Source organism: Salipiger sp. H15 (assembly GCF_040409955.1).
GTDB lineage: Bacteria > Pseudomonadota > Alphaproteobacteria > Rhodobacterales > Rhodobacteraceae > Salipiger.
The window spans coordinates 2765287-2787189 of record NZ_CP123384.1 but is presented as its reverse complement, the minus strand read 5'-3'; the positions used below and the strand labels follow the sequence as shown (position 1 = coordinate 2787189).

Below are 21903 nucleotides of genomic sequence, written 5' to 3'. Positions count from 1 at the left end.
GGCGCGCCGGGCAGGGCGCAGGCGCACGGGGCGCGAAAACCGGTGCAAACCGGTGGAAAAACCGCCCTGCGCGGGTTGACACATGGGCAATTTGCCCCGATAAGCCGGGCCTCGTGACGGGGCCATTGCGCGCCCCGCTTTCGATTCTTACATCCATACAGCCCGAAAGGGCGCGCTGTTCGACGGCGGAGCGGGCCGACCCGCACCACGAAGTCCCCGACATACCGGGGCGCCTCAGGACGCGGTAGACAAAGGAAGACGCAGATGTTCGCGGTGATGAAAACCGGCGGCAAGCAATACAAGGTCCAGGCGGGCGACGTGCTCCGCGTGGAAAAGCTGGCTGCAGATGCGGGTGAAACCGTTCAGTTCAACGAAATCCTGATCCTCGGCGGCGACAAGGTCACCGTCGGTGCTCCGCTGGTGTCCGGTGCAGCCGTCCAGGCGACCGTGATCGACCAGATCAAGGGCGACAAGGTCATCAGCTTCATCAAGCGCCGCCGTAAGCACGGCTCGCAGCGTACCCGCGGCCACCGCCAGCAGCTCACCCTGCTGCGCGTGACCGAGATCCTCGCATCCGGCGCCGAAGGCACCGGCGTGAAGGCCGCCGCTGGCGCCGCCTCCGCACCGAAAGCCGCTGCTCCGAAGGCAGCTGCAGCCGCCGCAGGCGACGATCTGACCCAGATCACCGGTGTCGGCCCCGCCGCCGCCAAGAAGCTGAACGAAGCTGGCATCACCACCTTCGCACAGCTCGCAGCCGTTGACCCCGAGAGCTTCGACGCCGTGAAGGTGAAGCCCGAGTGGGTCGAGCAGGCCAAGACCCTGGCCTGATAGACATTAAGGAGACAAACCCATGGCACATAAAAAAGCAGGCGGTAGCTCCCGTAACGGCCGCGACTCGATCGGCCGCCGTCTCGGCGTGAAACTCTACGGTGGCCAGGCGGCCATTCCGGGCAACATCATCATCCGTCAGCGCGGCACCAAGTTCTGGCCGGGCGAAGGCGTGGACATGGGCCGGGATCACACGATCTTTGCCGTGGCCGAAGGTTCGGTCAAGTTCCACAAGGGCCTGAAGGGCCGCACCTTCGTATCCGTCCTGCCGGTGGCGGAGGCTGCTGAGTAAGCCGATCCCGGATCGAAAAAATTGGGGGGGATCGGCACGGGCCGGTCCCCTTCTCCGTTTCGGGGAGGAGACGAAGCGGCCCGCGGGAATTCTCGCGACAAGAGGAGAAAGACGATGAGTCTGGCCGAAGACGACCAGCTGACCGCGCAACCGGTCATCGAGACACCCCGCTTCCTGCTGCGGCCGCTGCGCCGCTCGGATGCGGGCATGATCGCACACTACACCTCGGAGGTGCGCCTCGCGCGCATGACCACCTCGATTCCGCACCCGCTTCCGCCGGGCGCGACCGAGGCCTTCATCAGCCGCGCCACCGATCCCAAGCGGGTCGAGGACGTCTGGGCGATGGACGCCTCCGAGCAGGGCGGCGCCGAGGTGATGGGGCTGATCTCGCTCGAGCGTCTCACCGACGGCAACCAGGCCGAGATCGGCTACTGGGTCGCGCCGCCGTTCTGGAACACCGGCCATGCCTCGGAAGCGGTGCGCGCGCTGGTGCAGGCCAACCCCTTCGGCAGCGACACGATGTTCGCCTCGGTCTTCCAGGACAACGCCGCCTCGGCGCGGGTGCTGACCAACTGCGGTTTCGAGTACATCGGCGACGCCGAGGCCTTCTCGGTGGCGCGCAATTCCGCAGTGCCCACATGGACCTACCTGCGCCGCATGGACTGAGCCCGGCTCCGCCCGCGACAAAGTGATCCCGCCCGGCCGACGAATTCCGTTGGCCGGGCGTTCGCTTGCCTCGTATAAGCGGACACATGATCACCGAATTCGGACATTTCGCGCTCATCCTCGCCTTCCTCGTCGCCTGCGTGCAGGCGGTGGTGCCGATGATCGGGGCGCAGAAACGCTGGCCCGGCTGGATGGCCGTCGCCGAGCCCGCCGCCACGGCGCAGTTCCTGCTTGTCGCGCTGTCCTTCGGCGCGCTGATGCACGCCTTCATCACCTCGGACTTCTCGCTGCGCCTGGTGGTGATGAACTCGCATTCCGCCAAGCCGATGCTCTACAAGATCAGCGGCGTCTGGGGGAACCACGAGGGCTCGATGCTGCTCTGGGTGCTGATCCTGTCGCTCTTCGGCGCGATGGCCGCCTGGTTCGGGGGCAACCTGCCGCCGACCCTGCGCGCGCGCGTCCTCGCGGTACAGGCGGCGGTGGGCGTGGCCTTCTTCGCCTTCATCCTCTTCACGTCGAACCCCTTCCTGCGCCTCGCCGTGCCGCCCTTCGACGGGCAGGACCTGAACCCGCTGCTGCAGGACCCGGGGCTCGCCTTCCATCCGCCCTTCCTCTACCTCGGTTACGTCGGCCTCTCGATCTGCTTCAGCTTCGCGGTCGCCGCGCTGATCGAGGGCCGGGTCGACGCCGCCTGGGGCCGCTGGGTGCGGCCCTGGACGCTGCTCAGCTGGGTGTTCCTGACCATCGGCATCGCGCTCGGCTCCTGGTGGGCCTATTACGAGCTGGGCTGGGGCGGCTTCTGGTTCTGGGACCCGGTCGAGAACGCCTCGTTCATGCCCTGGCTGCTGGCCGCGGCGCTGCTGCATTCCGCCATCGTGGTCGAAAAGCGCGAGGCGCTGAAGAGCTGGACGATCCTGCTGGCGATCCTCGCCTTCGGCTTCTCGCTGATCGGCACCTTCATCGTGCGCTCGGGCGTGCTCACTTCGGTCCACGCCTTCGCCTCCGACCCGCAGCGCGGCGTCTTCATCCTCGGCATCCTCGTCTTCTTCACCGGCGGCGCGCTGACGCTCTACGCCGCGCGCGCCGGGGTGATGCAGGCCAAGGGGGTCTTCGGTCTCGTCAGTCGCGAGTCGGCGCTGGTGGTGAACAACATCCTGCTCGCCGTCGCCTGCTTCGTCGTCTTCACCGGCACGCTCTGGCCGCTCGTCGCCGAGATGCTGTTCGGCCGCAAGCTCTCGGTCGGGGCACCCTTCTTCAACATGGCCTTCACCCCCTTTATGGTGCTCCTGGGGCTGATCCTGCCGATCGGCGGGATGATCAGCTGGAAGCGCGGCAAGATCGGCCGCGCCGTGCAGCAGCTGCTGCCCGCTCTGGGTCTGGCGCTGGCGCTCGCGGGGCTGGTCTGGGCGATGCAGACCGGCCGCAGCCTGATGGGGCCGATCGGCGTCTTCCTCGGCACCTGGCTGGTGGCGGGCGCGATTACCGACCTGCTCACCCGCATCGGCCAGAGCCGCGACTGGCGCCGTCTCGCGCGGCTGCCACGCGCCGACTGGGGCAAGGCGGTGGCGCATGGCGGGCTTGGCATCACCATGCTGGGCGTTGCCGGGCTCATGGCCTGGCAGGAGGAGGACATCCGCGTCACCCAGCTGAACGAGCCCTACACCGTCGGCGCCTACGAGCTCGAGCTGCTCGGCGTCAGGCGCGTGCAGGGGCCGAACTACTTCTCGGACATGGGCGAGGTCTCGCTGCGGAAGAACGGCGCCGAGATCGCGCATCTCTACCCCGAGAAGCGCACCTATCCGGTTGCCGGGATGCCGACGACCGAGGCGGCCATCGACGGCGGCTTCCTGCGCGATGTCTACGTCGTACTCGGCGACGCACAGGCGGGCGGCGGCTGGACCATGCGGGTCTACGTCAAGCCGTTGGCCAACTGGATCTGGGGTGGGGCGATCCTCATGGCGATCGGCGGCGCGCTGAGCCTGTCGGACCGTCGCTTCCGTGTTGCCGCCGGCGCGCGGAAACAGGCCCCGGCGCGCGGAGTGCCGGCGGAATGACCCTGCTGAAGCCCTTCCGCGCGCTGCTGCTGCTGGCGCTGCTCGCGCTGCCGCTGGCGCAGGCCCTGCCGGTCTTCGCCGTGCAACCCGACGAGATGCTCTCGGATCCCGCGCTCGAGGCGCGGGCGCGGGACCTCTCGAAGCACCTGCGCTGCCTCGTCTGCCAGAACGAGAACATCGACGATTCCAACGCCGCGCTCGCCCGCGACCTGCGCCTTCTCGTGCGCGAGCGGCTGGTGGCCGGCGATACGGACGACGAGGCGGTGGCCTACCTCGTCGACCGCTACGGCGAGTTCGTGCTGCTCCAGCCCACCACGCGCGGCTGGAACTGGCTGCTCTGGGCCGCGGGGCCGATCCTCTTCGTGCTGGCGCTGATCCTCGCGGCGGTCTACCTGCGCGGCCGCTCGCGCGCCGAGGCCAGCACCGAGGCCGGGCTCTCGGCAGAGGAAGCGGCGCGGCTCAAGCGGATTCTGGACGAGGGCAGCTCCTCCTGATAGCCTCGGGCGGAGGGTCGGCAGTCCACCCAGTCTCCGCCGTCCGGGTCTTCCGGGCACGCTGAACCTGCCTCTCGGATCGTGGATCTCACCGGACGTTCCGGCGATGCCCGACGGACAAGGGCGGATCTCCAGCCCCGCAGGGGTCGGGCAGCAGCGCCGGAGGATCTGGAGGATCCGATGAGTGATTCCCTGAAACGGGAATATATCCCGCTTGCCATCGACGACCTGTCGGGTTTTGCCCGTGCGCTGCGCGCCGAGCTCGACGCGCCGCCCTCGCACCAAGAGATGCTGGGGCTGATCGCCAAGGCCGCGGGCTATCGCAACTACCAGCACCTGCGCGCCGTGGTGGCGCCTGCGCCCAAGGCGGACCCGAAGCACGTTGCCCGGGCGCTGCGCCATTTCGACGGGCAGGGGCTCTTGCTGCGCTTTCCCGGCCGCACGGCGATGCAGGCGCTCTGCCTCTGGCCGCTCTGGGCCCGCATCCCGCCGCGCCAGAGCTTCACCGAGCGCGGGATCAGCGCCCGCATCGACGCGCTCAGCGCCTTTCGCGACGCCGCGCAGATCCGCCGCAGCATGGTCGAGAACCGGATGCTGGACCGCACCGCCGACGGCGCGGTCTACACCCGCGTCGAGACCCGCCCGCCCGCCGAGGCGCTGGCGCTGATCGCGGCGCTGGCGCGGCGCTGAAACCGGGGCCGGGGCTTGCACCCCGGGCGCGCGCGGGAGAGAGTTCCCGCGCGCAGACCGCAGCCCGGAGGAGCCCATGCACTACGAGACCATCCGCTACGAGATCGAAGGCGACATCGCGCTGATCACCCTCGCGCGGCCCGACGTGATGAACGCCCTCTCGGCCCCGATGCGCGCCGAGCTGACCCATGCGATCCAGGCAGGGGGCAAGGAGGCGCGCGTGGTCGTGCTGACGGGCGAAGGGCGCGCCTTCTGCTCGGGGCAGGATCTCGGCGACCGCGAGACCGCCGCCAGCATCGACCTCGAGCGGGTGCTGCGCGACGAGTACATGCCGATGCTCAACGCCATCGTCGATTGCCCACGGCCGACCATCGCCGCGGTGAACGGTGCCGCCGCAGGCGCGGGCGCGAACCTCGCGCTGGCCGCCGACGTGGTGATCGCCGCCGAGAGCGCCTTCTTCATGCAGGCCTTCACCCGCATCGGCCTCATGCCCGACGCGGGCGGGACATGGCTGCTGCCGCGGCAGATGGGCATCGCCAAGGCCATGGGCGCGGCGCTCTTCGCCGACCGCATCAGCGCGGCGCAGGCTGAGCGCTGGGGGATGATCTGGGAGGCCGTTCCCGATGCCGAGTTCGAGGCGGTCTGGAAGTCCCGCGCCGCGCATCTGGCGCAGGGCCCGTCCGAGGCCTATGCCCGCATCAAACGCGCCATCCGCGGCGCCTTCGAGAAGGATTTCGACAGCCAGCTCGTGCTCGAGGCGCAGCTGCAGGGCGAATGCGGCATGACGCGGGACTTCAAGGAGGGCGTCGTCGCCTTCCACGAAAAGCGCCCCGCGAAGTTCGAGGGGCGCTGAGCCTCAGCCGGCGGCCGGGGTCGCGACCTGCCAGCGCGGCGCGTCGACCCGCAGCGGCCCGGCCGGGATATCCCAGCGCGGCGGCGTGCCGTCCAGCGTCACCGGGAAGTCGAGCCGCCGCGCCGGGCCCCATCCGGTCTGCTCGTGCCCGGGGGCAAGGTCGCCGGGCGTCGCCTCGATGCGCGCGCCGGTGAAGGCCCTTGCCCCGGCCGAGACCAGCAGCGCGCCGGTGCGCGCCAGCGACAGCCGCGCCGACAGTACACGCCCCTCCGCCAGCCGCAGCCGCAGCGCGCGCAGCACGGCGGCGGCCATCAGGTAGCCCGTGGCGTGATCGAGCGCCTGCACCGGCAGCGGCACGGGGCGGACGGCCCCGCTGCGCCGCATCCCCTCGTCCGCGATGCCGCAGCTCATCTGCACGAGGCTGTCGAAGCCGCGCCGCCCAGCCCATGGCCCGCTCCAGCCATAGGCGCAGAGGCTCACGTCGATGAGCCCGGGTGCGAGCAGGCGCCGCGCCTCCGCGCCGTAACCGAGCGCGTCGAGCGCGCCGGGACGGTAGCCGTGCACCAGCGCGTCGGCCTCTCTGAGCAGGTCCTCGAAGGTCTGCCGGTCGGCGGCGTGCGTCAGGTCCAGCCCCGCCCGGCGCTTGCCCAGCGTGACCTCGGGCTCGACACCCGGCTCGCTCCACCACGGCGGGTCGATGCGCAGCACCTCGGCGCCGAACCCGGCAAGGAAGCGCGTCGCCACCGGCCCCGCGAGCACCCGCGTCAGGTCGAGCACGCGCAGGCCCTGTAGCCGGGCGGTGCCGGTGCCCTCGCCGCTCTCGCGCCAGTCGATCAGCGGCTCGGCAGCCACCGCCATGCCCTGCGGATGCCCGGCCCAATTCGCGAGCGAATGCATCGCCGCGGCGGCGCCCCCGGCCGCGACCACCGCCGCCTCGAGCTCGGATTTCGCCCATGCTGCCACGGCCTCGGCGACCTGCGCCTTTTCGGCCGCGCAGCCGAGCACCGAGAGCGCCGCGGCGCGGTGATGCGGCGCGTTGGTGTGCAGGCGGATCCAGCCGTCCGAGGCCGCATAGTCCCCGGCGATCGGGTCCCATGCCGAGGGCAGATCCCAGCCTTCGGGGCGCAGTGTCCTGTCGAACCAGAGCGAGGCGAGGCGCCGGTCGACCGCCGCCTCCGGCGCGCCGAGCAGCGCCGCAAGCTCGCCCGCCGCCGCCTTGATCGACGCCGTGGCCAAGGCGGAGACGTGGAAGCAGGACGGCAGCTCCGCCTGCGCGCGTTCGCGCACCTCGGGGCCGGGGGCCGGGTCACGTCCAATCGCCTCGGCGATCTGCTGGTCGAAACTGGGTGTCATCGCGGCCTCCATGCGTGTCTGGCCGGTATCTGGCGCCCGGATTGACCACCTGTAAATCTTGATCAATATAATCAATATGAATTCATCGGACTGGATCGACGCCGGAACGGCCTGCGCGGTGCTCGGGGTGAAGCCCCAGACGCTCTGTGCCTATGTCAGCCGCGGGCAGGTGCGCGCCGAGGCGGATGCCGGGGACGCGCGGCGCAGCCTCTACGCCCGCGCCGATGTCGAGGCGCTGCTGCGGCAGAACCGCCGCCCGCGCGCGCGGGCCGAGGTGGCCGAGCAGGCGATCCGCTGGGGCGATCCGGTGCTGGAGACGGAAATCTCGGAGGTGCGGGACGGCATGCTCTGGCTGCGCGGCCGTTCGGTCGAGCACTGCGCCGGGGCGATGACGCTCGAGGAGATGGCGGCGCATCTCTGCGCGGTCAGCAGCGTGACCTGCCCGGAGGCGGGCGCGCCGCAGGGCCCTGCCACGCCGCTGGGGCGCGCACTGAGCCACTTGGCCGGCGCGGTCGAGGCGGCCCCTCCGCTGACCGGGATGAACGCGGGAAAGATCGCGGAGGAGGCCGGCAGGCTGATCTCGGGCGTGACCAACGCGCTGCTCGGGCAGGCCGGCGGCGGGCTGATCCACCTGCGCCTCGCGCGGGCCTGGGGACAGGACGCGCAGGGGGCGGAAGACCTGCGCCGGGCGCTGGTGCTGCTGGGCGACCACGAGCTCAACCCCTCGACCTTCGCCGTGCGCATCGCCGCCTCGACCGGCGCGAGCCTGCCCGCGGCGCTGCTCTGCGGTCTCTCGACGCTCAGCGGACCGCGCCATGGCGGCGCCTCGGTGCTTGCGCGGCAGGCGCTCGTCGCCGCGATGGCGGGGCGCGCAGAGGCGTTCCTGTCGGCACAGGCGGGCACAGCGCCCTACGGCTTCGGCTATGGCCATCCGCTCTACCCGGAGGGGGACCCGCGCGCCCGGCTGCTGCTCGGGCGCATCGACCCCGAAGCGCCGGCCCGCCGCGCGGCGCTGTGCCTCTCGGAGCGGCTGGGGCTGGCGCCGAACGTCGACACCGGGCTCGCGGCCCTCGCGCTGGCGCGCGGACTGCCGGAGGAGGCGCCCTTCACCATCTTCGCCGCCGGGCGGCTCGCGGGCTGGATCGCCCATGCGGCCGAACAGGCGCGGAGCGCCGAGCTGATCCGCCCCCGCGCGCGCTACCGGGTCCCGGGCTGACACCCATCCCGCCGAAACGAGAAAAGGCCCCGCGCGAGCGGGGCCTTTCGTCTGGCAGAAAACCGGATCAGCGGCTTTCGATGTCGGTGTAGTCGCGCAGGGTCGAGCCGAGGTAGAGCTGGCGCGGACGGCCGATCTTGTGCTGCGGATCGGCAAGCTGCTCTTTCCACTGCGAGACCCAGCCCACGGTGCGCGACAGCGCGAAGATCGGGGTGAACATCGAGGTCGGGAAGCCCATCGCCTCGAGGATGATCCCCGAGTAGAAGTCGACGTTCGGGAAGAGCTTCTTGTCGATGAAGTACGGATCCTCCAGCGCCTGCTTCTCGAGTTCCTTCGCCACCTGCAGGATCGGGTTGTTCTCGACGCCGAGCAGGTCGAGCACCTCGTCCGCGGACTGCTTCATCACCGTCGCGCGCGGGTCGCGGTTCTTGTAGACGCGGTGACCGAAGCCCATCAGGCGGAACGGATCGTTCTTGTCCTTGGCGCGGGCAATGAATTCGGGGATGCGGTCGACCGAGCCGATCTCCTTCAGCATCTCGAGGCAGGCCTGGTTGGCGCCGCCGTGGGCCGGGCCCCAGAGGCAGGCGATGCCGGCCGCGATGCAGGCGAACGGGTTCGCGCCCGAGGAGGAGGCGAGGCGCACGGTCGAGGTCGAGGCGTTCTGCTCGTGGTCGGCGTGCAGGGTGAAGATCCGGTCCATCGCGCGGGCGAGGATCGGGTTCACCTCGTATTTCTCGGCCGGGACCGAGAAGCACATGTGCAGGAAGTTCGCCGCGTAGTCGAGATCGTTGCGCGGGTACACGAAGGGCTGGCCGATCGAGTACTTGTAGGCCATGGCCGCGATGGTCGGCATCTTGGCGATCAGGCGGTGCGAGGCGATCTCGCGCTGGCGCGGGTCCGAGATGTCGGTGCTGTCGTGGTAGAAGGCCGACATGGCGCCGACCACGCCCACCATGGTTGCCATGGGATGCGCATCGCGGCGGAAGCCGCGGAAGAAGTTGTGCATCTGCTCATGGATCATCGTGTGACGGGTGATCGTGTTCTCGAAGTCCTCGAGCTCGGCCGCGGTCGGCAGCTCGCCGTACATCAGCAGGTAGCAGACTTCGAGGTAGTGCGACTTCGACGCGAGCTGGTCGATCGGGTAGCCGCGGTGCAGCAGGATACCCTCGTCGCCGTCGATGAAGGTGATGGTGCTGTCGCAGCTGGCGGTCGAGGTGAAGCCCGGATCGTAGGTGAACACCCCGGCCTGGCCGTAGAGCTTGCGGATGTCGAGCACGTCGGGGCCCACGGTGGGCGAATAGATCGGCAGGTCGTAGGTTTGCTCGCCGATGGTCAGTTTCGCGCTTTTCGCTGTGTCAGCCATGCTTGCTTGTCCCTTCATCTGGAAAAGGCCAGGCGCGTCGGGCGCGCCCGGTCGGTATCTGTCACACATGGCCCGGGGCGGGGTCGGAAAGGCCCGTCACGCCGCCTCGGAAGCCGCTGCCTGTTCGAGCCGGAGAAGCGTCTCCTCGCGGCCGAGAACCAGCATCATGTCGAACACGCTCGGGGTCACGGACCGGCCCGCGAGAGCCGCGCGCAGCGGCCCGGCAAGCTTGCCGAATTTCGTGTCATGCTCCTCGGCGAAACGCGCCGTTACCCCCTCGAGCTCTTCACGCGCCCAGCTAGCACTTTGCAACTGCGGCGTCAACGAGGCCAGTATACCACGGGATACAGCATCGAGGTTTCCGGCCGCCTTCTCATCCGGGACAATGGGCGTATCCGTCAGGATGAAATGTGCCTTTTCAAGCAGTTCCGGGAAGGTTTTCGAGCGATCTTTCAGGCAGTACATGCCCCTTTCCATCCCGGACCGTTGCGCTTCCGTCAGGGCAGGCAAGCCGCTGGCCTCGAGATATGCCTCGATTTCATGCAGCAGCGCGGCATCGTCCCCGACAGCGATGTGCTGGCCGCAGATATTTTCCAGTTTCTTGAAATCGAGACGCGCCGGCGATTTCCCGATTCCCGTCAGATCGAACCATTCCTTTGCCTGAGCATCGGTAAAGAATTCGTCATCGCCATGACTCCAGCCCAGTCGCGCAAGATAGTTGCGCATGCCCGCGGCAGGGTAGCCGAGCTTCTGGTACTCGTCCACGCCGAGCGCGCCGTGGCGCTTGCTGAGCTTCTTGCCGTCCGGTCCGTGGATCAGCGGGATATGCGCGTAGACCGGCAGCGGCCAGCCCATGGCGGTGTAGATGCCCATCTGCCGCGCCGCGTTGTTGAGGTGGTCGTCGCCGCGGATCACGTGGGTCACGCCCATGTCGTAGTCGTCCACGACCACGGCCAGCATGTAGACCGGCGTGCCGTCCGAGCGCAGCAGCACCATGTCGTCGAGCTGGTCGTTGCGGATGCGCACCGTGCCCTGCACCTGATCCTCGATCACCGTCTCGCCCTCTTCGGGGGTGCGCAGGCGGATCACGAAGGGCGCGTCGGGGTGGGTCGCCGGATCGGCGTCACGCCAGGGGCTGCGGAACAGGGTCGAGCGGCCCTCTTCCTTCGCCTTTTCCCGAAATGCCTCGATTTCCTCTTGGCTGGCAAAGCACTTGTAGGCCGCGCCCTTCGCGAGGAGCTCGTGCGCCACCTCGGCGTGACGGGGCGCGCGGTCGAACTGGCTGATCACCTCGCCGTCATGGTCGAGCCCGAGCCAGTCGAGGCCCTTGAGGATCGCCGCGGTCGCCTCGGGGGTCGAGCGGGCACGGTCCGTGTCCTCGATGCGCAGCAGGAACTTGCCGCCGCGGCCGCGGGCGTAGAGCCAGTTGAAGAGCGCGGTGCGGGCGCCGCCGATGTGGAGGTAGCCGGTGGGGGAAGGGGCGAAACGGGTAACGACTGCCTGAGCGCTCGTCATGGGAATTAACCTCGCGGTAACCGTGGTGGGCCTAGGGTTTTGCAGGTTCCTTAAACAGCACTGGGGGCGGGGGCAAGCATGGGCCGGCTGCTGACCTTGCTGCTGACACGCGGGCCGCTGCGGGCGGGCGCGGCGCTGCGCGGCCAGCGCGGGCATCTCTTCGCCTGGGTGCCGGTCTGCCTCGGCGCCGGGATCGGCGGCTATTTCGCCCTGCCGCTGGAGCCGGGGCCGCTCGTCTTGCTGGGCTGCGGGCTCCTCGGCGCGGCGCTGCTGGCGCTAGGCCCATGGCTGCCGGAGGACTGGGCGCCCCCCTGCATCGGCGCGGCGCTGCTGCTGGCCGGGCTGGCTCTGGCCGGTGGCCGCGCGCATCTCGTCGCCGCGCCGCAGCTGGCGTTCCGCTACTACGGCGCGATCGAGGGGCGGGTCGTCGCGATCGACCGCTCGGGCTCGGACGCGCCGCGCCTGACGCTCGACCGGGTTGCGCTGCAGCGCGTTGCGCCGGAGCGAACGCCCGAGCGGATCCGCGTTGCGCTGCATGGCGATGGCGCGCTGCAGGCGCGGGCGCTGGTGCCGGAGCTTGGCCAGAGGGTGATGCTCACCGGCCATCTCGCGCCGCCCGGCGGGCCGGTCGAGCCCGGCGGTTTCGACTTCCGTCGCCACGCCTGGTTCGAGCGGATCGGCGCGGTGGGCTACAGCCGCACCCCCGTGCTGCTGAGCGCGGAGGCCGGCGGCGGGCAATGGCTGCCGCGCGCGCGGCTCGCGCTCTCGCTCCACGTCCAGCAGCGCCTGCCGGGAGAGGTGGGTGCCTTCGCCGCGGCGCTGATGACCGGCGACCGCAGCGGCATGGGTCAGATGACGGTCGAGGCGCTGCGCCGCACCAACCTCGCGCATCTGCTGGCCATCTCCGGGCTGCACATGGGGCTGCTCACCGGCTTCGTCTTCGGGGCGGTGCGGCTGCTGCTCCTGCTGCCTCCGCGGAGCCGCCACCGCTGGCCGGGCAAGAAGATCGCCGCGCTTGCCGCTCTCGCGGCGGCGGCGGGCTACCTCGCGCTTTCTGGGGGCAATGTCGCGACACAGCGCGCCTTCATCATGGTCGCGGTCATGCTGGGCGCGGTCCTCGCGGACCTGCGGGCGCTGTCGCTCAGGGCCGTGGCGCTCGCGGCGCTGCTGGTGCTCGGCCTCAGGCCCGAGGCGCTGCTCGGCCCCGGCTTCCAGATGTCCTTCGCCGCGACCACGGCGCTGGTCAGCGTGTTCGGCACCGCTTGGGGCGCGCGGGCGCTGCCGGGCTGGGCGCGGCCGGGACTGGCGCTGCTCGTCTCGTCCTCCGTCGCCTCGCTCGCCACGGCGCCCTTCTCGATGGCCCATTTCAACCTCGTGTCGCATTACGGGCTGTTGGCGAACCTGCTCGCAGTCCCGGCGATGGGGCTCGTCGCGGTGCCGATGGCGGTGCTCGCGGCGCTGCTCCTGCCGCTGGGCCTGGACGGGCCGGCGCTGCAGGGCATGGCGCTCGGGCTGCGCTGGATCCTGGGCGTGGCGCAGGAGATCGCGGGCTGGGAGGGCGCGGTCGGCCAGGTCGTGGCGCCGGGACCGGCGGTTCTGCCCCTCGTCACGCTCGGCGGGCTTGTCCTGCTGCTTTGGCAGGGCAGCGGCCGCTGGGCCGGGGCGGCGCCGCTCTTCCTTGGCATTGGGCTCTGGGTGCAGGCCGAGCGGCCGGCGCTGCTGATTTCCGAGAGCGGCGCCCTCGTCGGGGTGATGACCGCAAAGGGGCGCGCGCTGTCGCAACCCGCGGGAGAGGGTTTCGTGGCCGGGCTCTGGCTGGAGAATGATGGTCAGGCCGGGGACCAGGCGCGCGCCGCCGCGCTCTGGCCGGGTCCCGAAGGCCGTGTCCGGCGCGCAGTCGTCGGGACGGATGAGGTGCTGCACGTCTCGGGCAGCCGCGCCGCGGCGGGCGTCAGCGGCTGCGATGGCGCCGCGATCCTTGTGTCGAACGCCCCCATGCCGCCCGACAAGGGCTGCGAGATATTCGACCCGGAGCGGCTTGCCCGCACCGGTGCCGTAGCTTTCTGGCCGACGCCCGAGGGTCTGCGCATGAAGACCGTCCGGAGCGCGACGCCGCGCCTGTGGGACGGCGCCGCCGCCGATCAGGCCGCCGATCAGTAGGAGCGGATGAGCCCGACGAGGCGGCCCTGCACCGACACCGACCCGGCGGGCAGGACGCGCGGCTCATAGGCCGGGTTCGCCGCCTCGAGCACGATGCTGCTGCCCTTGCGCCGGAAACGCTTGAGGGTCGACTCGTAGCCTTCGACCTGGGCGACGACGATCTGGCCGTTCTCGGCCGAGCTCGTCTCGCGAATGATCACCACGTCACCGTCGTTGATCCCTGCCTCGATCATCGAGTCGCCTTTCACCTCGAGCGCGTAGTGGCGGCCGCTATTCGAGAGCATGGAGGAGGGCACCGCGACGTTGGGCGGGATGTCCGAGATGGATTCGATCGGCACACCGGCGGCGATCCGGCCCATCAGCGGCAGTTCCATCGCGCCGACCGCCTCGAGCGCGTCGTTCGCCGGGGCCTTCGGTGCGGCGCCGCGCGCGCCCTGGATCACCTGCGGCACGAAGCCGGTGGGCCGGCCCGCGAGGCTGTCGGGAAGCTTCACGATCTCGATGGCGCGGGCGCGGTGGGCAAGGCGGCGGATGAAGCCGCGCTCTTCCAGCGCGGTGATCAGCCGGTGGATGCCGGACTTGGAGCGCAGGTCGAGCGCATCCTTCATCTCGTCAAAGCTGGGCGGGACGCCATCGCGCGCCATGCGCTTGTTGATGAAGTCCAGCAGATCGAGCTGTTTCTTGGTCAGCATGCGCCTTTTCCCGGGTCTTTGACTGATGAGATGTTCGACTTTGTTCTAGCCATGTTCCCGTTTTGTGTCAATCCCCGAAAACCTTAATGCAAGGTTAACGCGCTGGTAATTCTTGCGGCGACACAAGGGTTTTCGGCGGCAAACCTTGCATTTCGGATGAACCCGAAATGGCTCAGAGGCGGATGACCTCGATCGCGTCCCCGGCGGCGCGGGCGGGATCGCGCGGCGGGCGCACGGCCAGCAGGTCGGCCGCGCCGAGCACGCTCAGCAGGGCGCTGTCCTGGCGCTCGAACACTCGCACGCCCTCGGGCGTGAGCTCCGCGCGCATGTAATGCTCGCGCGGGCCATTCTCGCCCACGGGGGCCGCGAGGTGCAGCGTCTCGCGCGGCGCGGGGGCGGCGCCGAGCCCCAGCATGGCGCGGATCACCGGGGCGAGGAAGACATGGCCGCAGACCATGGCCGAGACCGGGTTGCCCGGCAGGCCGACCATCATCGCCTCGCCGAAACGGCCTGACATCAAGGGCTTGCCCGGGCGCATGGCGACCTTGTGGAAGGCGCGCTCGAGGCCCATGCCCTCGGCGACGCGCGCCACGAGGTCATGATCGCCGACCGAGGCGCCGCCGATGGTCACCACGAGATCGGCGTCGCCGACCATCGAGAAGATCGTGCGCAGCGAGGCTTCGTTGTCGCGGGCGATGGGCAGCAGGCGCGGCTCGGCGCCGAGTTGCTGCAGCAGCACGTGAAGGCCGAAGGTGTTCGAGGCGATGATCTGGTCGGGCCCGGGCTCCTCGCCGGGCATCACCAGCTCGTCCCCGGTCGAGATCAGCGCGACCTTCGGGCGGCGAGTGACCGGCACGCGGGCGATGTTCATCGCCGCCAGCAGCGCGATCTCCTGCGGGCCGAGCAGACGCGGCGCCTCGATGGTCATCCCGGCGCGGAAGTCATTGCCGTGGGGGCGGATGTTGTCCCCGGTGCCCAGCCGGTCGGTGATGGTGATCACGTCGCCGTCGCGCGTGACATCTTCCTGAATGACAACGGTTTTCACGCCATCCGGCACCGGGGCGCCGGTGAAGATGCGGACCGCTTGGCCGAGGCCGACGCTGCCGGAGAAGGCGCGCCCCGCGGCTGCCTCGCCGATCACCGTGAAGGAGAGGCCGGGCGCGGCGGTCGCCACGCCGTAGCCGTCCATGGCCGAGGCGGCGAAGGGCGGCTGGTCGCGCCGCGCCGCGACCGGGCGGGCGAGCACGCGGCCCCCGGCTTCGCGCAGCGGCACTTCCTCGACCTCGAGCGGTCCGGCGAGGGCGAAGAGATGGTCGAGCGCTTCGGAGACGGGGATCATTTCGCCTCGTAGCGCCCGGACTTGCCGCCATCCTTCAGCAGCACGCGCAGACCGCCGATCTCCATCGCGCGGTCCACGGCCTTGACCATGTCATAGACGGTGAGCGCGGCGGTCGAGGCGGCGGTCAGCGCCTCCATCTCGACGCCGGTCTGGCCGGTGGTCTTGACCGTGGCCTCGATCTGAAGACCCGGCAGCTCGGCGTCGGGGGTGATCTCGACGGTGACCTTGGTGATCGGCAGCGGGTGGCAGAGCGGGATCAGCTCGGAGGTCTTCTTGGCCCCCATGATCCCCGCGAGGCGCGCGACACCGATGACGTCGCCCTTCTTGGCCTTGCCCTCGGTGACGAGGTCAAAGGTCGCCCGCTCCATGCGGATCCACGCCCCGGCGGTGGCGATGCGCGACGTTACGGGTTTATCCGAAACGTCGACCATATGGGCGTCACCCTTGGCGTCGAAATGGGTGAGGCCGCTCATGCGGGCACCGGGTCGGCGAGAAGGGTGCGGGTCGCTTGTTCAACATTCTCCTGCCGCATCAGGCTCTCGCCGATGAGGAAGGCGCGGGCGCCGAACTGCGCCATACCCGCAAGGTCGGCGGGGGTGTTGAGCCCGGACTCGGAGATCAGGAAGCGGCCCTCGGGCACGCCCTGCGACAGCACGCGGGTGGTGTCGAGCGAGGTCTCGAAGGTCTTGAGGTTGCGGTTGTTGACCCCGATCAGCGGCGATTTCAGTTCGAGCGCGCGCTCCAGTTCCTCTGCGTCATGCACCTCGATCAGCGCGTCCATGCCCCAGTGGAAGGCGGCGTCCTCGAGCTCGGCGGCCAGAGCATCGGAGACCGAGGCGATGATGATCAGGATGCAGTCGGCTCCAAGCGCGCGGGCCTCGGCGACCTGGTAGGGGTCGTACATGAAATCCTTGCGCAGCGCGGGCATGTTGGTGGCCGCGCGTGCCTCGGTGAGGAAGGATTTCGCGCCCTGGAAGGAGGGCGTGTCGGTCAGCACCGAGAGGCAGGTCGCGCCGCCGCGCTCGTAGGCCTGCGCCAGCGTCGCGGGGTCGAAGTCGGCGCGGATCAGCCCCTTCGAGGGCGAGGCCTTCTTCACCTCGGAGATGAGGCCGTACCCGGTCTTTGCCGCATCGAAGAGCGCCTGCGCGAAGGGGCGCACGGGGCCTGCGGCGCGGGCCTCGGCCTCGACCTCGCTCATCGGCTTGGCGGCCTTGTCGGCGGCGACCTCTTCGAGCTTGTAGGCCTTGATCTTGTCGAGGATCGTCTGGGTCATGGCGGGCTCCGTATCGTTCTCGCGCCGGTCCGTCAGGCCGCGCCGGGCGTGGTCCAGTTGATCGGCGTCTCCCCTCTGGCTTTAAGCCAGTCGTTGACGCGGGAAAAGGGGCGCGAGCCGAAAAAGCCGCGCCGGGCCGAGAGCGGCGACGGATGCGCCGAGGCGAGGATCAGGTGCCCGTCGCCGTGGATATGCGGCGCGAATTTCTGCGCATGGCCGCCCCAGAGGATGAAGGCGCGGGGCTGGTCCGAAAGCGCCTCGAGCACCTGCGCGGTCAGCTTCGACCAGCCGAGCTTGGCATGCGCCCCGGCGTTGCCGGCGGGCACCGAGAGCGCGGTGTTGAGCAGCAGCACGCCTTGCCTTGCCCAGAAGCGCAGGTCGCCATCCGGCGGCACGGCGCCGAATTCCTCCTGCAGTTCCTTGTAGATGTTGGTCAGCGAGCGCGGCAGCGGGCGCACTTCGGGTTCTACCGAAAAGGCAAGCCCGTGGGCGTGGCCGGGCGTCGGGTAGGGATCCTGCCCGAGGATCACCACCCGCACCTTCTCCGGCGCGCAGGCGTCGAGTGCGGCGAAGCGCTGCGGTTCGGGCGGCAGGATGTCCCGCGTCTCGGCGGCCAGCGTGGCGGCGATGCGCGGGAAATCCTCGGCGAAGAAGGGCAGGTGGCCCCAGCTGGCAGGCAGGCTCATGCGGCGGCTTGCGTGGCCTTGGCGAGCGCCTCGACCTTGGCCTTGGCCGCGCCGCTGTCGATGCTCTCGCGCGCCATGGCGACGCCTTCGCGGAGATCGCCCGCCTTGCCCGCCACAACCAGCGCGGCGGCCGAGTTCAGCAGCACCGCGTCGCGGTAGGCGGTCTTGGCGCCGTCCAGAAGCGCGCGCATGGCGGCGGCGTTCTCGGCCGGATCACCGCCGATGATCTCTTCGAACGGGTGTTCGGGAAGACCCGCATCCTCGGGGTGCAGCTCGACCTCGCGGATGGAGCCGTCCTCTTCCAGCGCCGCGACCCAGCTCACGCCGGAGATCGCCAGCTCGTCGGTGCCGTCCGAGCCGTGCACCAGCCAGGCGCGTTCCGAGCCGAGCTGGCCCAGAGTCTCGGCCATCGGCCGGATGAGATCGCGCGAGAAGGCGCCGGTCAGCTGGCGCTTGACGCCCGCGGGGTTGGTCATCGGCCCGAGGATGTTGAAGATCGTGCGCGTGCCGAGCTCCATGCGCGGCGGGCCGACGTGTTTCATCGCGGGGTGGTGCATGGTCGCCATCATGAAGCAGATGCCGACCGAATTGAGGATGGGGGCGATCGCCGAGGCGGGCAGCATCACGTTGATGCCGAGCTGTCCGAGCGCGTCCGCCGAGCCCGACTTGGACGAGAGGTTCCGGTTGCCGTGCTTGGCCACGGTGACCCCCGCGCCCGCGACGACGAAGGCGGTGGCGGTCGAGATGTTCAGCGTGCCCTTGCCGTCGCCGCCGGTGCCGACGATGTCGATTGCGCCCGCCGGGGCGATCACCTTGTTGCACCGGGCGCGCATCACCGCGGCGGCGGCGGCGTATTCCTCGACCGTCTCGCCGCGGGTGCGCAGGCTCATCAGGAACCCGCCGATCTGGGCGGGCGTGGCCTCGCCGGCAAAGAGGATCTCGAAGGCCGTCTCGGCCTCCTCCCGGCTCAGCGGACGGGTACAGGCGGCGCCGATCAGCGGCTTCAGTCGATCGCTCATGCAGGGACTTTCATGGTCTTCAGGAAATTCTCGATGAGCGCATGGCCGTGCTGCGAAGCGATGCTCTCGGGGTGGAACTGCACGCCGTGGATGGGCAGCTCGCGGTGGCGCAGACCCATGATCGTGCCGTCCTCGAGCCAGGCGTTGGCGATCAACTCCTCGGGCAGGTCGTCGCGCGCCACGACAAGGCTGTGGTAGCGCGTCGCCTCGAAGGGCGAGGGCAGCCCGGCAAAGACGCCGGTGTCGTCGTGGTGCATGAGCCCGATCTTGCCATGCACGATCTCGTCATGGCGTTTCACCGTGCCGCCAAAGGCCTGGCCGATGGTCTGGTGGCCGAGGCAGACGCCGAAGAGCGGCGTGCGGGTCTCGGCGGCGGCGGCGGTCAGCGCAAGGCAGATGCCCGCCTCGGTCGGCGTGCAGGGCCCGGGCGAGAGCAGGATGCCGGCGGGTTTCAGCGCCATCGCCTCCTGCACGTCGATCTGGTCGTTTCGGACGACCTTGGTCTCCACGCCGAGCTCGCCCACGTAATGCACGAGGTTCCAGGTGAAACTGTCGTAATTGTCGATGAGAAGCAGCATGGTAGACTCTTCAGGCTGGCGGGCGGAGCCGCGGTGGGGGTATACATGCGCCCGCAGGTGGTGCAGCGTCAAGGCCATGTCCCGAACATCTGAACGGGACCGGCACATGCGCCGTACCACGGCGACAAAGGGTCCGGCAACGGGACCCGGGGGACAACGGAAGGACGGGCAGGGACATGGCACGCGGTTTCTTGGCAGGGGCGATCTGGGGGCTCGTGGTCTCGGGGATCGGTGCGGGGGCGCTTTCGGTGGCCATGGGGCCGCCCGCGAACCTTCCCGCAGCGCCCGAGCCGCGGATCGCCACCGACCCGGTGGCCGAGGCGGTGAACAGCCTGAGCGAACGCGCGACCCCCGTGCCCGGCGCCGTCCCGCCTGAGGGATCCGGCGAGGCGGCGGTGCCGGCGGTGCCCCCGGGCGAGACACCAGAGGCAACTCCCTCCGAAGCAACGCCTTCCGAAACGACCCCGCCCGAAACGACCGCCACCGAAGCCGCGCCGGAGGAGACCCCCGAGGCCTCCGAGACCGCCGCCGTTTCGGGAACTCCCGAAACGCCGCCGCCGCCGCCCGCCCGCCGTCCGAGCGAAGAGCAGGGCGTCGACACTGCCGCCGCGGGCCCGGCGCTTTCGGCACCGCCGCTCGCCGAGGGCAGCGCGCCCGACACCCAGCCCTCGCGCCGGCCCGAGGCGATCCCCGCGCCGCTCGCGCCCGATGCGCCCGGCACCTCCGAGGCGGCCCGTTTCGCGGTGGGCGGCGATGCGCCGGTGCAGCCCGGGCTGCCGGCCCTGCCGCCCGAGGCGCCGCTGGTCGAGGCGCGACCCGCGCTTTCCACCGATCCCGCGCAGCCGCCGCAACCGGCCGAGGACAGCGGCCTCGCCAGCGAGCCGGACCCCCAACCGGGACCCGAAGCCGCGGAAGCCGGTACCGAAGCGCCCGTTTCGGAAGACCCCGAAATGTCGGAGGAGACGCCTCAACCCGTTCCCGCCCCGCAGGAGCCGCCGGCGCCCCGTGTCACCGCGCTGGTCCCCGACCGCCCGGCGGCGGCGCCCGAGGCAGAGCGCCCCGCCATCGGCACGCCCGCCACCTCGCTGATCGACCGCGCGCCGGAGCAGGACGAGGCCCCCGAGGGCGACAGCCCCGCCGCCGCGCCGCGCATCGGCACCGCGCCCGAGAGCGGCCTGCCGTCGATCTCTCCCGCACCCGCGCCGCCGCCGCCCGCCGCCGCGCGCGGCGAGACGCCGCTGCAGCGCTTCGCCGCCAGCTACGACCTCGCGCCCGGCGCGCCGGCCATGTCGATCCTGCTGATCGACGACGGCGCCGGCCCGCTCGGCCCTGAGACGGTCGAGGCCTTCCCCTTCCCGGTGAGCTTCGCCATCGCCCCGGGCCATCCCGATCCTGCCGGTGCCGCCGCCGCCTATCGTGCGCGCGGCTTCGAAGTGCTCGCCGAGGCGGCGCTGCCCGAGAACGCGACGCCCGCCGATGCCGAGGTGGCGCTCGAGGGGGCGCTCGCCAGCGTGCCCGAGGCTATCGCCGTGCTCGAGGGCGCGGATCTCGCGCTGCAGCACAACCGCGCCATCTCCGAGCAGGCCGCGGGCTTCCTCGCCGCCTCGGGCCACGGGCTGGTGATGATGCCGAACGGTCTCAACACCGCCGAGGCGCTGGCGCGCCGCGCCGGGGTTCCGAGCCTGACGGTGTTCCGCGATTTCGACGGCAACGGGCAGGACCCACGGGTGATGCGCCGCTTCCTCGACCAGGCGGCCTTCCGGGCGCGCCAGGACGAGAACGTGGTGATGCTGGGCCGCCTGCGCGCCGACACGGTCTCGGCGCTGCTGCTCTGGGGGCTGCAGGACCGCGCCAGCAGCGTCGAGCTCGTGCCGGTCTCGGCCCTGCTGCTGCGCCAGGCGGGCGGGAACTGATCCACTCGCGGTCTTCCAAGTAAGATATCCTAGGGGAGCGTGGCCCCGGCTCAGGCCCCGGCCCGCGCCCAGCCGGCCATGGCCGTGCCAAGCTCGCCATAGCCGGTGACCCGCCGCTCGAACCCGAGGCCAAGCCGGGCGGCACAGTGCGCGGCCAGTGCGGTGATCTCGGGATCGTCGGTCTGGGCGAGGTGGACGAGCTTTCGGTAATTCCCGAAATAGGCATCCCGCAGCCCGGGGTGCCGGTCGAGCCCCAGCGGGCGCCAGACGAAGGCGTCGAACTGGCGCACGAGGAAATCGGTGAGGTAGAAGCTCGTCATCTCGCCGCGCGCCGCGAAGCGCGCGACCCCGTCGTAGAAGGCGTAGCAATGCGGGCCGGGCAGCATCTCGATGCCGAGCGCGTCGCAGAGCGTGGCGAGCCGCCCGCCGGTGCCGCAATCGGCGTAGAGCAGCTTGATCGCGCTATAGCCCGCGCCATGCCGCGCGACGGCCCCGCGCACGGCGCCGGGAATGCGGTCCGGGTGGTTGTGCAGCCCGGCGGGCAGGCAGACGAGGTCGAGATGGGTGAGCCCCTCCTGCGCGCGCAGGGCAAGCACCTCGCGCGCAAGCGCGCCGCAGGCGATGAGCAGGATGCGGGTGGAGGGGGTTTGCGCGGCATCCGGGGGCTGGCAAGCCTCGGTCAGCGCGTCGTCCGTCGGGGGATGGATCGAAGGGGGTGGGCCCGTGTCAGGCGTGGGTGTCATCCGCCGGCACCGAGGCCATGCCCCAGCGGATCAGCAAGGCAAGGCCGAGCAACAGCGGGATGACCTTGCTTGCCCCCCAGGCCAAGAACGCCCAGACGGTGAAACCAGCAGAGGCAAGAACCGCGATCAGAAGAGCAACAAGAGTGGTCACTGGCATCGGCTTCTCCTTTCCCTTG

General features: G+C 70.4%; 22 protein-coding genes. 10 read left to right on the top strand and 12 right to left on the bottom strand.

Going from position 1 to position 21903, the window contains the following annotated elements; all coding sequences use genetic code 11:
* The first annotated feature begins 264 nt into the window (after positions 1-264).
* The 7 genes from rplU (at position 265) to PVT71_RS13455 (ending at position 5877) form a co-directional block, all read left to right on the top strand.
* A complete protein-coding gene (gene rplU, locus PVT71_RS13485) occupies positions 265-828 on the top strand; it encodes a 50S ribosomal protein L21 (RefSeq protein WP_353472301.1) in 564 nt (187 codons plus the stop codon).
* Positions 829-850: 22 nt separating this feature from the next.
* Positions 851-1120, top strand: a complete 270-nt coding sequence (gene rpmA / locus PVT71_RS13480; protein WP_353472300.1) for a 50S ribosomal protein L27 — start codon at positions 851-853, stop codon at positions 1118-1120.
* Between the two features lie 114 nt (positions 1121-1234).
* Entirely contained in the window at positions 1235-1786 is a 552-nt protein-coding gene (locus PVT71_RS13475; protein WP_353472299.1) for a GNAT family N-acetyltransferase, read from the top strand.
* Between the two features lie 86 nt (positions 1787-1872).
* A complete protein-coding gene (locus PVT71_RS13470) occupies positions 1873-3840 on the top strand; it encodes a heme lyase CcmF/NrfE family subunit (protein ID WP_353472298.1) in 1968 nt (655 codons plus the stop codon).
* Positions 3837-4334 carry a cytochrome c-type biogenesis protein gene (locus PVT71_RS13465; RefSeq protein WP_353472297.1) on the top strand — a complete coding sequence of 166 codons (498 nt, stop codon included), beginning with the start codon at positions 3837-3839 and terminating at the stop codon, positions 4332-4334. The genes PVT71_RS13470 and PVT71_RS13465 overlap by 4 nt, the downstream gene beginning before the upstream one ends.
* Before the next feature lie 180 nt (positions 4335-4514).
* The gene (locus tag PVT71_RS13460) at positions 4515-5024 is read left to right on the top strand and encodes a DUF2087 domain-containing protein (RefSeq protein ID WP_353472296.1); all 510 of its coding nucleotides are present in this window, start codon (positions 4515-4517) and stop codon (positions 5022-5024) included.
* Between the two features lie 76 nt (positions 5025-5100).
* The gene (locus PVT71_RS13455) at positions 5101-5877 is read left to right on the top strand and encodes an enoyl-CoA hydratase-related protein (RefSeq protein WP_353472295.1); all 777 of its coding nucleotides are present in this window, start codon (positions 5101-5103) and stop codon (positions 5875-5877) included.
* Positions 5878-5880: 3 nt separating this feature from the next.
* Here PVT71_RS13455 and PVT71_RS13450 read toward each other — a convergent pair whose 3' ends face one another.
* Positions 5881-7230, bottom strand: a complete 1350-nt coding sequence (locus tag PVT71_RS13450; protein WP_353472294.1) for a CoA transferase — start codon at positions 7228-7230, stop codon at positions 5881-5883.
* A gap of 76 nt (positions 7231-7306) precedes the next feature.
* On the opposite strand from PVT71_RS13450, the gene PVT71_RS13445 reads away from it, so the two are divergent.
* Complete coding sequence (locus tag PVT71_RS13445; protein WP_353472293.1) at positions 7307-8446, top strand: citrate synthase; 1140 nt, start codon at positions 7307-7309, stop codon at positions 8444-8446.
* A gap of 67 nt (positions 8447-8513) precedes the next feature.
* Here the strand turns inward: PVT71_RS13445 and gltA are convergent, their stop codons facing one another.
* Both gltA and gltX read right to left on the bottom strand, forming a co-directional pair.
* Entirely contained in the window at positions 8514-9809 is a 1296-nt protein-coding gene (gltA, locus tag PVT71_RS13440) for a citrate synthase (protein WP_353472292.1), read from the bottom strand.
* A gap of 96 nt (positions 9810-9905) precedes the next feature.
* Positions 9906-11324, bottom strand: a complete 1419-nt coding sequence (gene gltX, locus PVT71_RS13435; RefSeq protein WP_353472291.1) for a glutamate--tRNA ligase — start codon at positions 11322-11324, stop codon at positions 9906-9908.
* Between the two features lie 78 nt (positions 11325-11402).
* Here gltX and PVT71_RS13430 point away from each other — a divergent pair, with 78 nt between their 5' ends.
* A complete protein-coding gene (locus PVT71_RS13430; RefSeq protein WP_353472290.1) occupies positions 11403-13484 on the top strand; it encodes a ComEC/Rec2 family competence protein in 2082 nt (693 codons plus the stop codon).
* On the opposite strand, the gene lexA is transcribed toward PVT71_RS13430, so the two are convergent.
* From lexA to PVT71_RS13395, 7 genes are all read right to left on the bottom strand, one after another.
* Complete coding sequence (lexA, locus tag PVT71_RS13425; protein WP_353472289.1) at positions 13478-14176, bottom strand: transcriptional repressor LexA; 699 nt, start codon at positions 14174-14176, stop codon at positions 13478-13480. The genes PVT71_RS13430 and lexA overlap by 7 nt on opposite strands.
* A 172-nt stretch (positions 14177-14348) precedes the next feature.
* Positions 14349-15515, bottom strand: a complete 1167-nt coding sequence (locus PVT71_RS13420) for a molybdopterin molybdotransferase MoeA (RefSeq protein WP_353472288.1) — start codon at positions 15513-15515, stop codon at positions 14349-14351.
* Positions 15512-15988 carry a cyclic pyranopterin monophosphate synthase MoaC gene (gene moaC / locus PVT71_RS13415; RefSeq protein WP_353472287.1) on the bottom strand — a complete coding sequence of 159 codons (477 nt, stop codon included), beginning with the start codon at positions 15986-15988 and terminating at the stop codon, positions 15512-15514. Before moaC ends, PVT71_RS13420 begins: the two co-directional genes overlap by 4 nt.
* Complete coding sequence (trpC, locus tag PVT71_RS13410) at positions 15985-16788, bottom strand: indole-3-glycerol phosphate synthase TrpC (RefSeq protein ID WP_353472286.1); 804 nt, start codon at positions 16786-16788, stop codon at positions 15985-15987. Before trpC ends, moaC begins: the two co-directional genes overlap by 4 nt.
* Before the next feature lie 32 nt (positions 16789-16820).
* Positions 16821-17474, bottom strand: a complete 654-nt coding sequence (locus PVT71_RS13405; RefSeq protein ID WP_353472285.1) for a uracil-DNA glycosylase — start codon at positions 17472-17474, stop codon at positions 16821-16823.
* Entirely contained in the window at positions 17471-18493 is a 1023-nt protein-coding gene (gene trpD / locus PVT71_RS13400) for an anthranilate phosphoribosyltransferase (protein ID WP_353472284.1), read from the bottom strand. Before trpD ends, PVT71_RS13405 begins: the two co-directional genes overlap by 4 nt.
* Entirely contained in the window at positions 18490-19071 is a 582-nt protein-coding gene (locus tag PVT71_RS13395) for an aminodeoxychorismate/anthranilate synthase component II (RefSeq protein ID WP_353472283.1), read from the bottom strand. The genes trpD and PVT71_RS13395 overlap by 4 nt, the downstream gene beginning before the upstream one ends.
* Positions 19072-19247: 176 nt before the next feature.
* Here PVT71_RS13395 and PVT71_RS13390 point away from each other — a divergent pair, with 176 nt between their 5' ends.
* Positions 19248-20984 (top strand): divergent polysaccharide deacetylase family protein, encoded by a 1737-nt coding sequence (locus PVT71_RS13390; RefSeq protein WP_353472282.1) that lies wholly within the window; start codon positions 19248-19250, stop codon positions 20982-20984.
* A gap of 50 nt (positions 20985-21034) precedes the next feature.
* On the opposite strand, the gene PVT71_RS13385 is transcribed toward PVT71_RS13390, so the two are convergent.
* Both PVT71_RS13385 and PVT71_RS13380 read right to left on the bottom strand, forming a co-directional pair.
* The gene (locus PVT71_RS13385) at positions 21035-21727 is read right to left on the bottom strand and encodes a DUF1638 domain-containing protein (protein ID WP_353472281.1); all 693 of its coding nucleotides are present in this window, start codon (positions 21725-21727) and stop codon (positions 21035-21037) included.
* A complete protein-coding gene (locus tag PVT71_RS13380) occupies positions 21711-21884 on the bottom strand; it encodes a hypothetical protein (protein WP_353472280.1) in 174 nt (57 codons plus the stop codon). Before PVT71_RS13380 ends, PVT71_RS13385 begins: the two co-directional genes overlap by 17 nt.
* Positions 21885-21903: the final 19 nt, after the last annotated feature.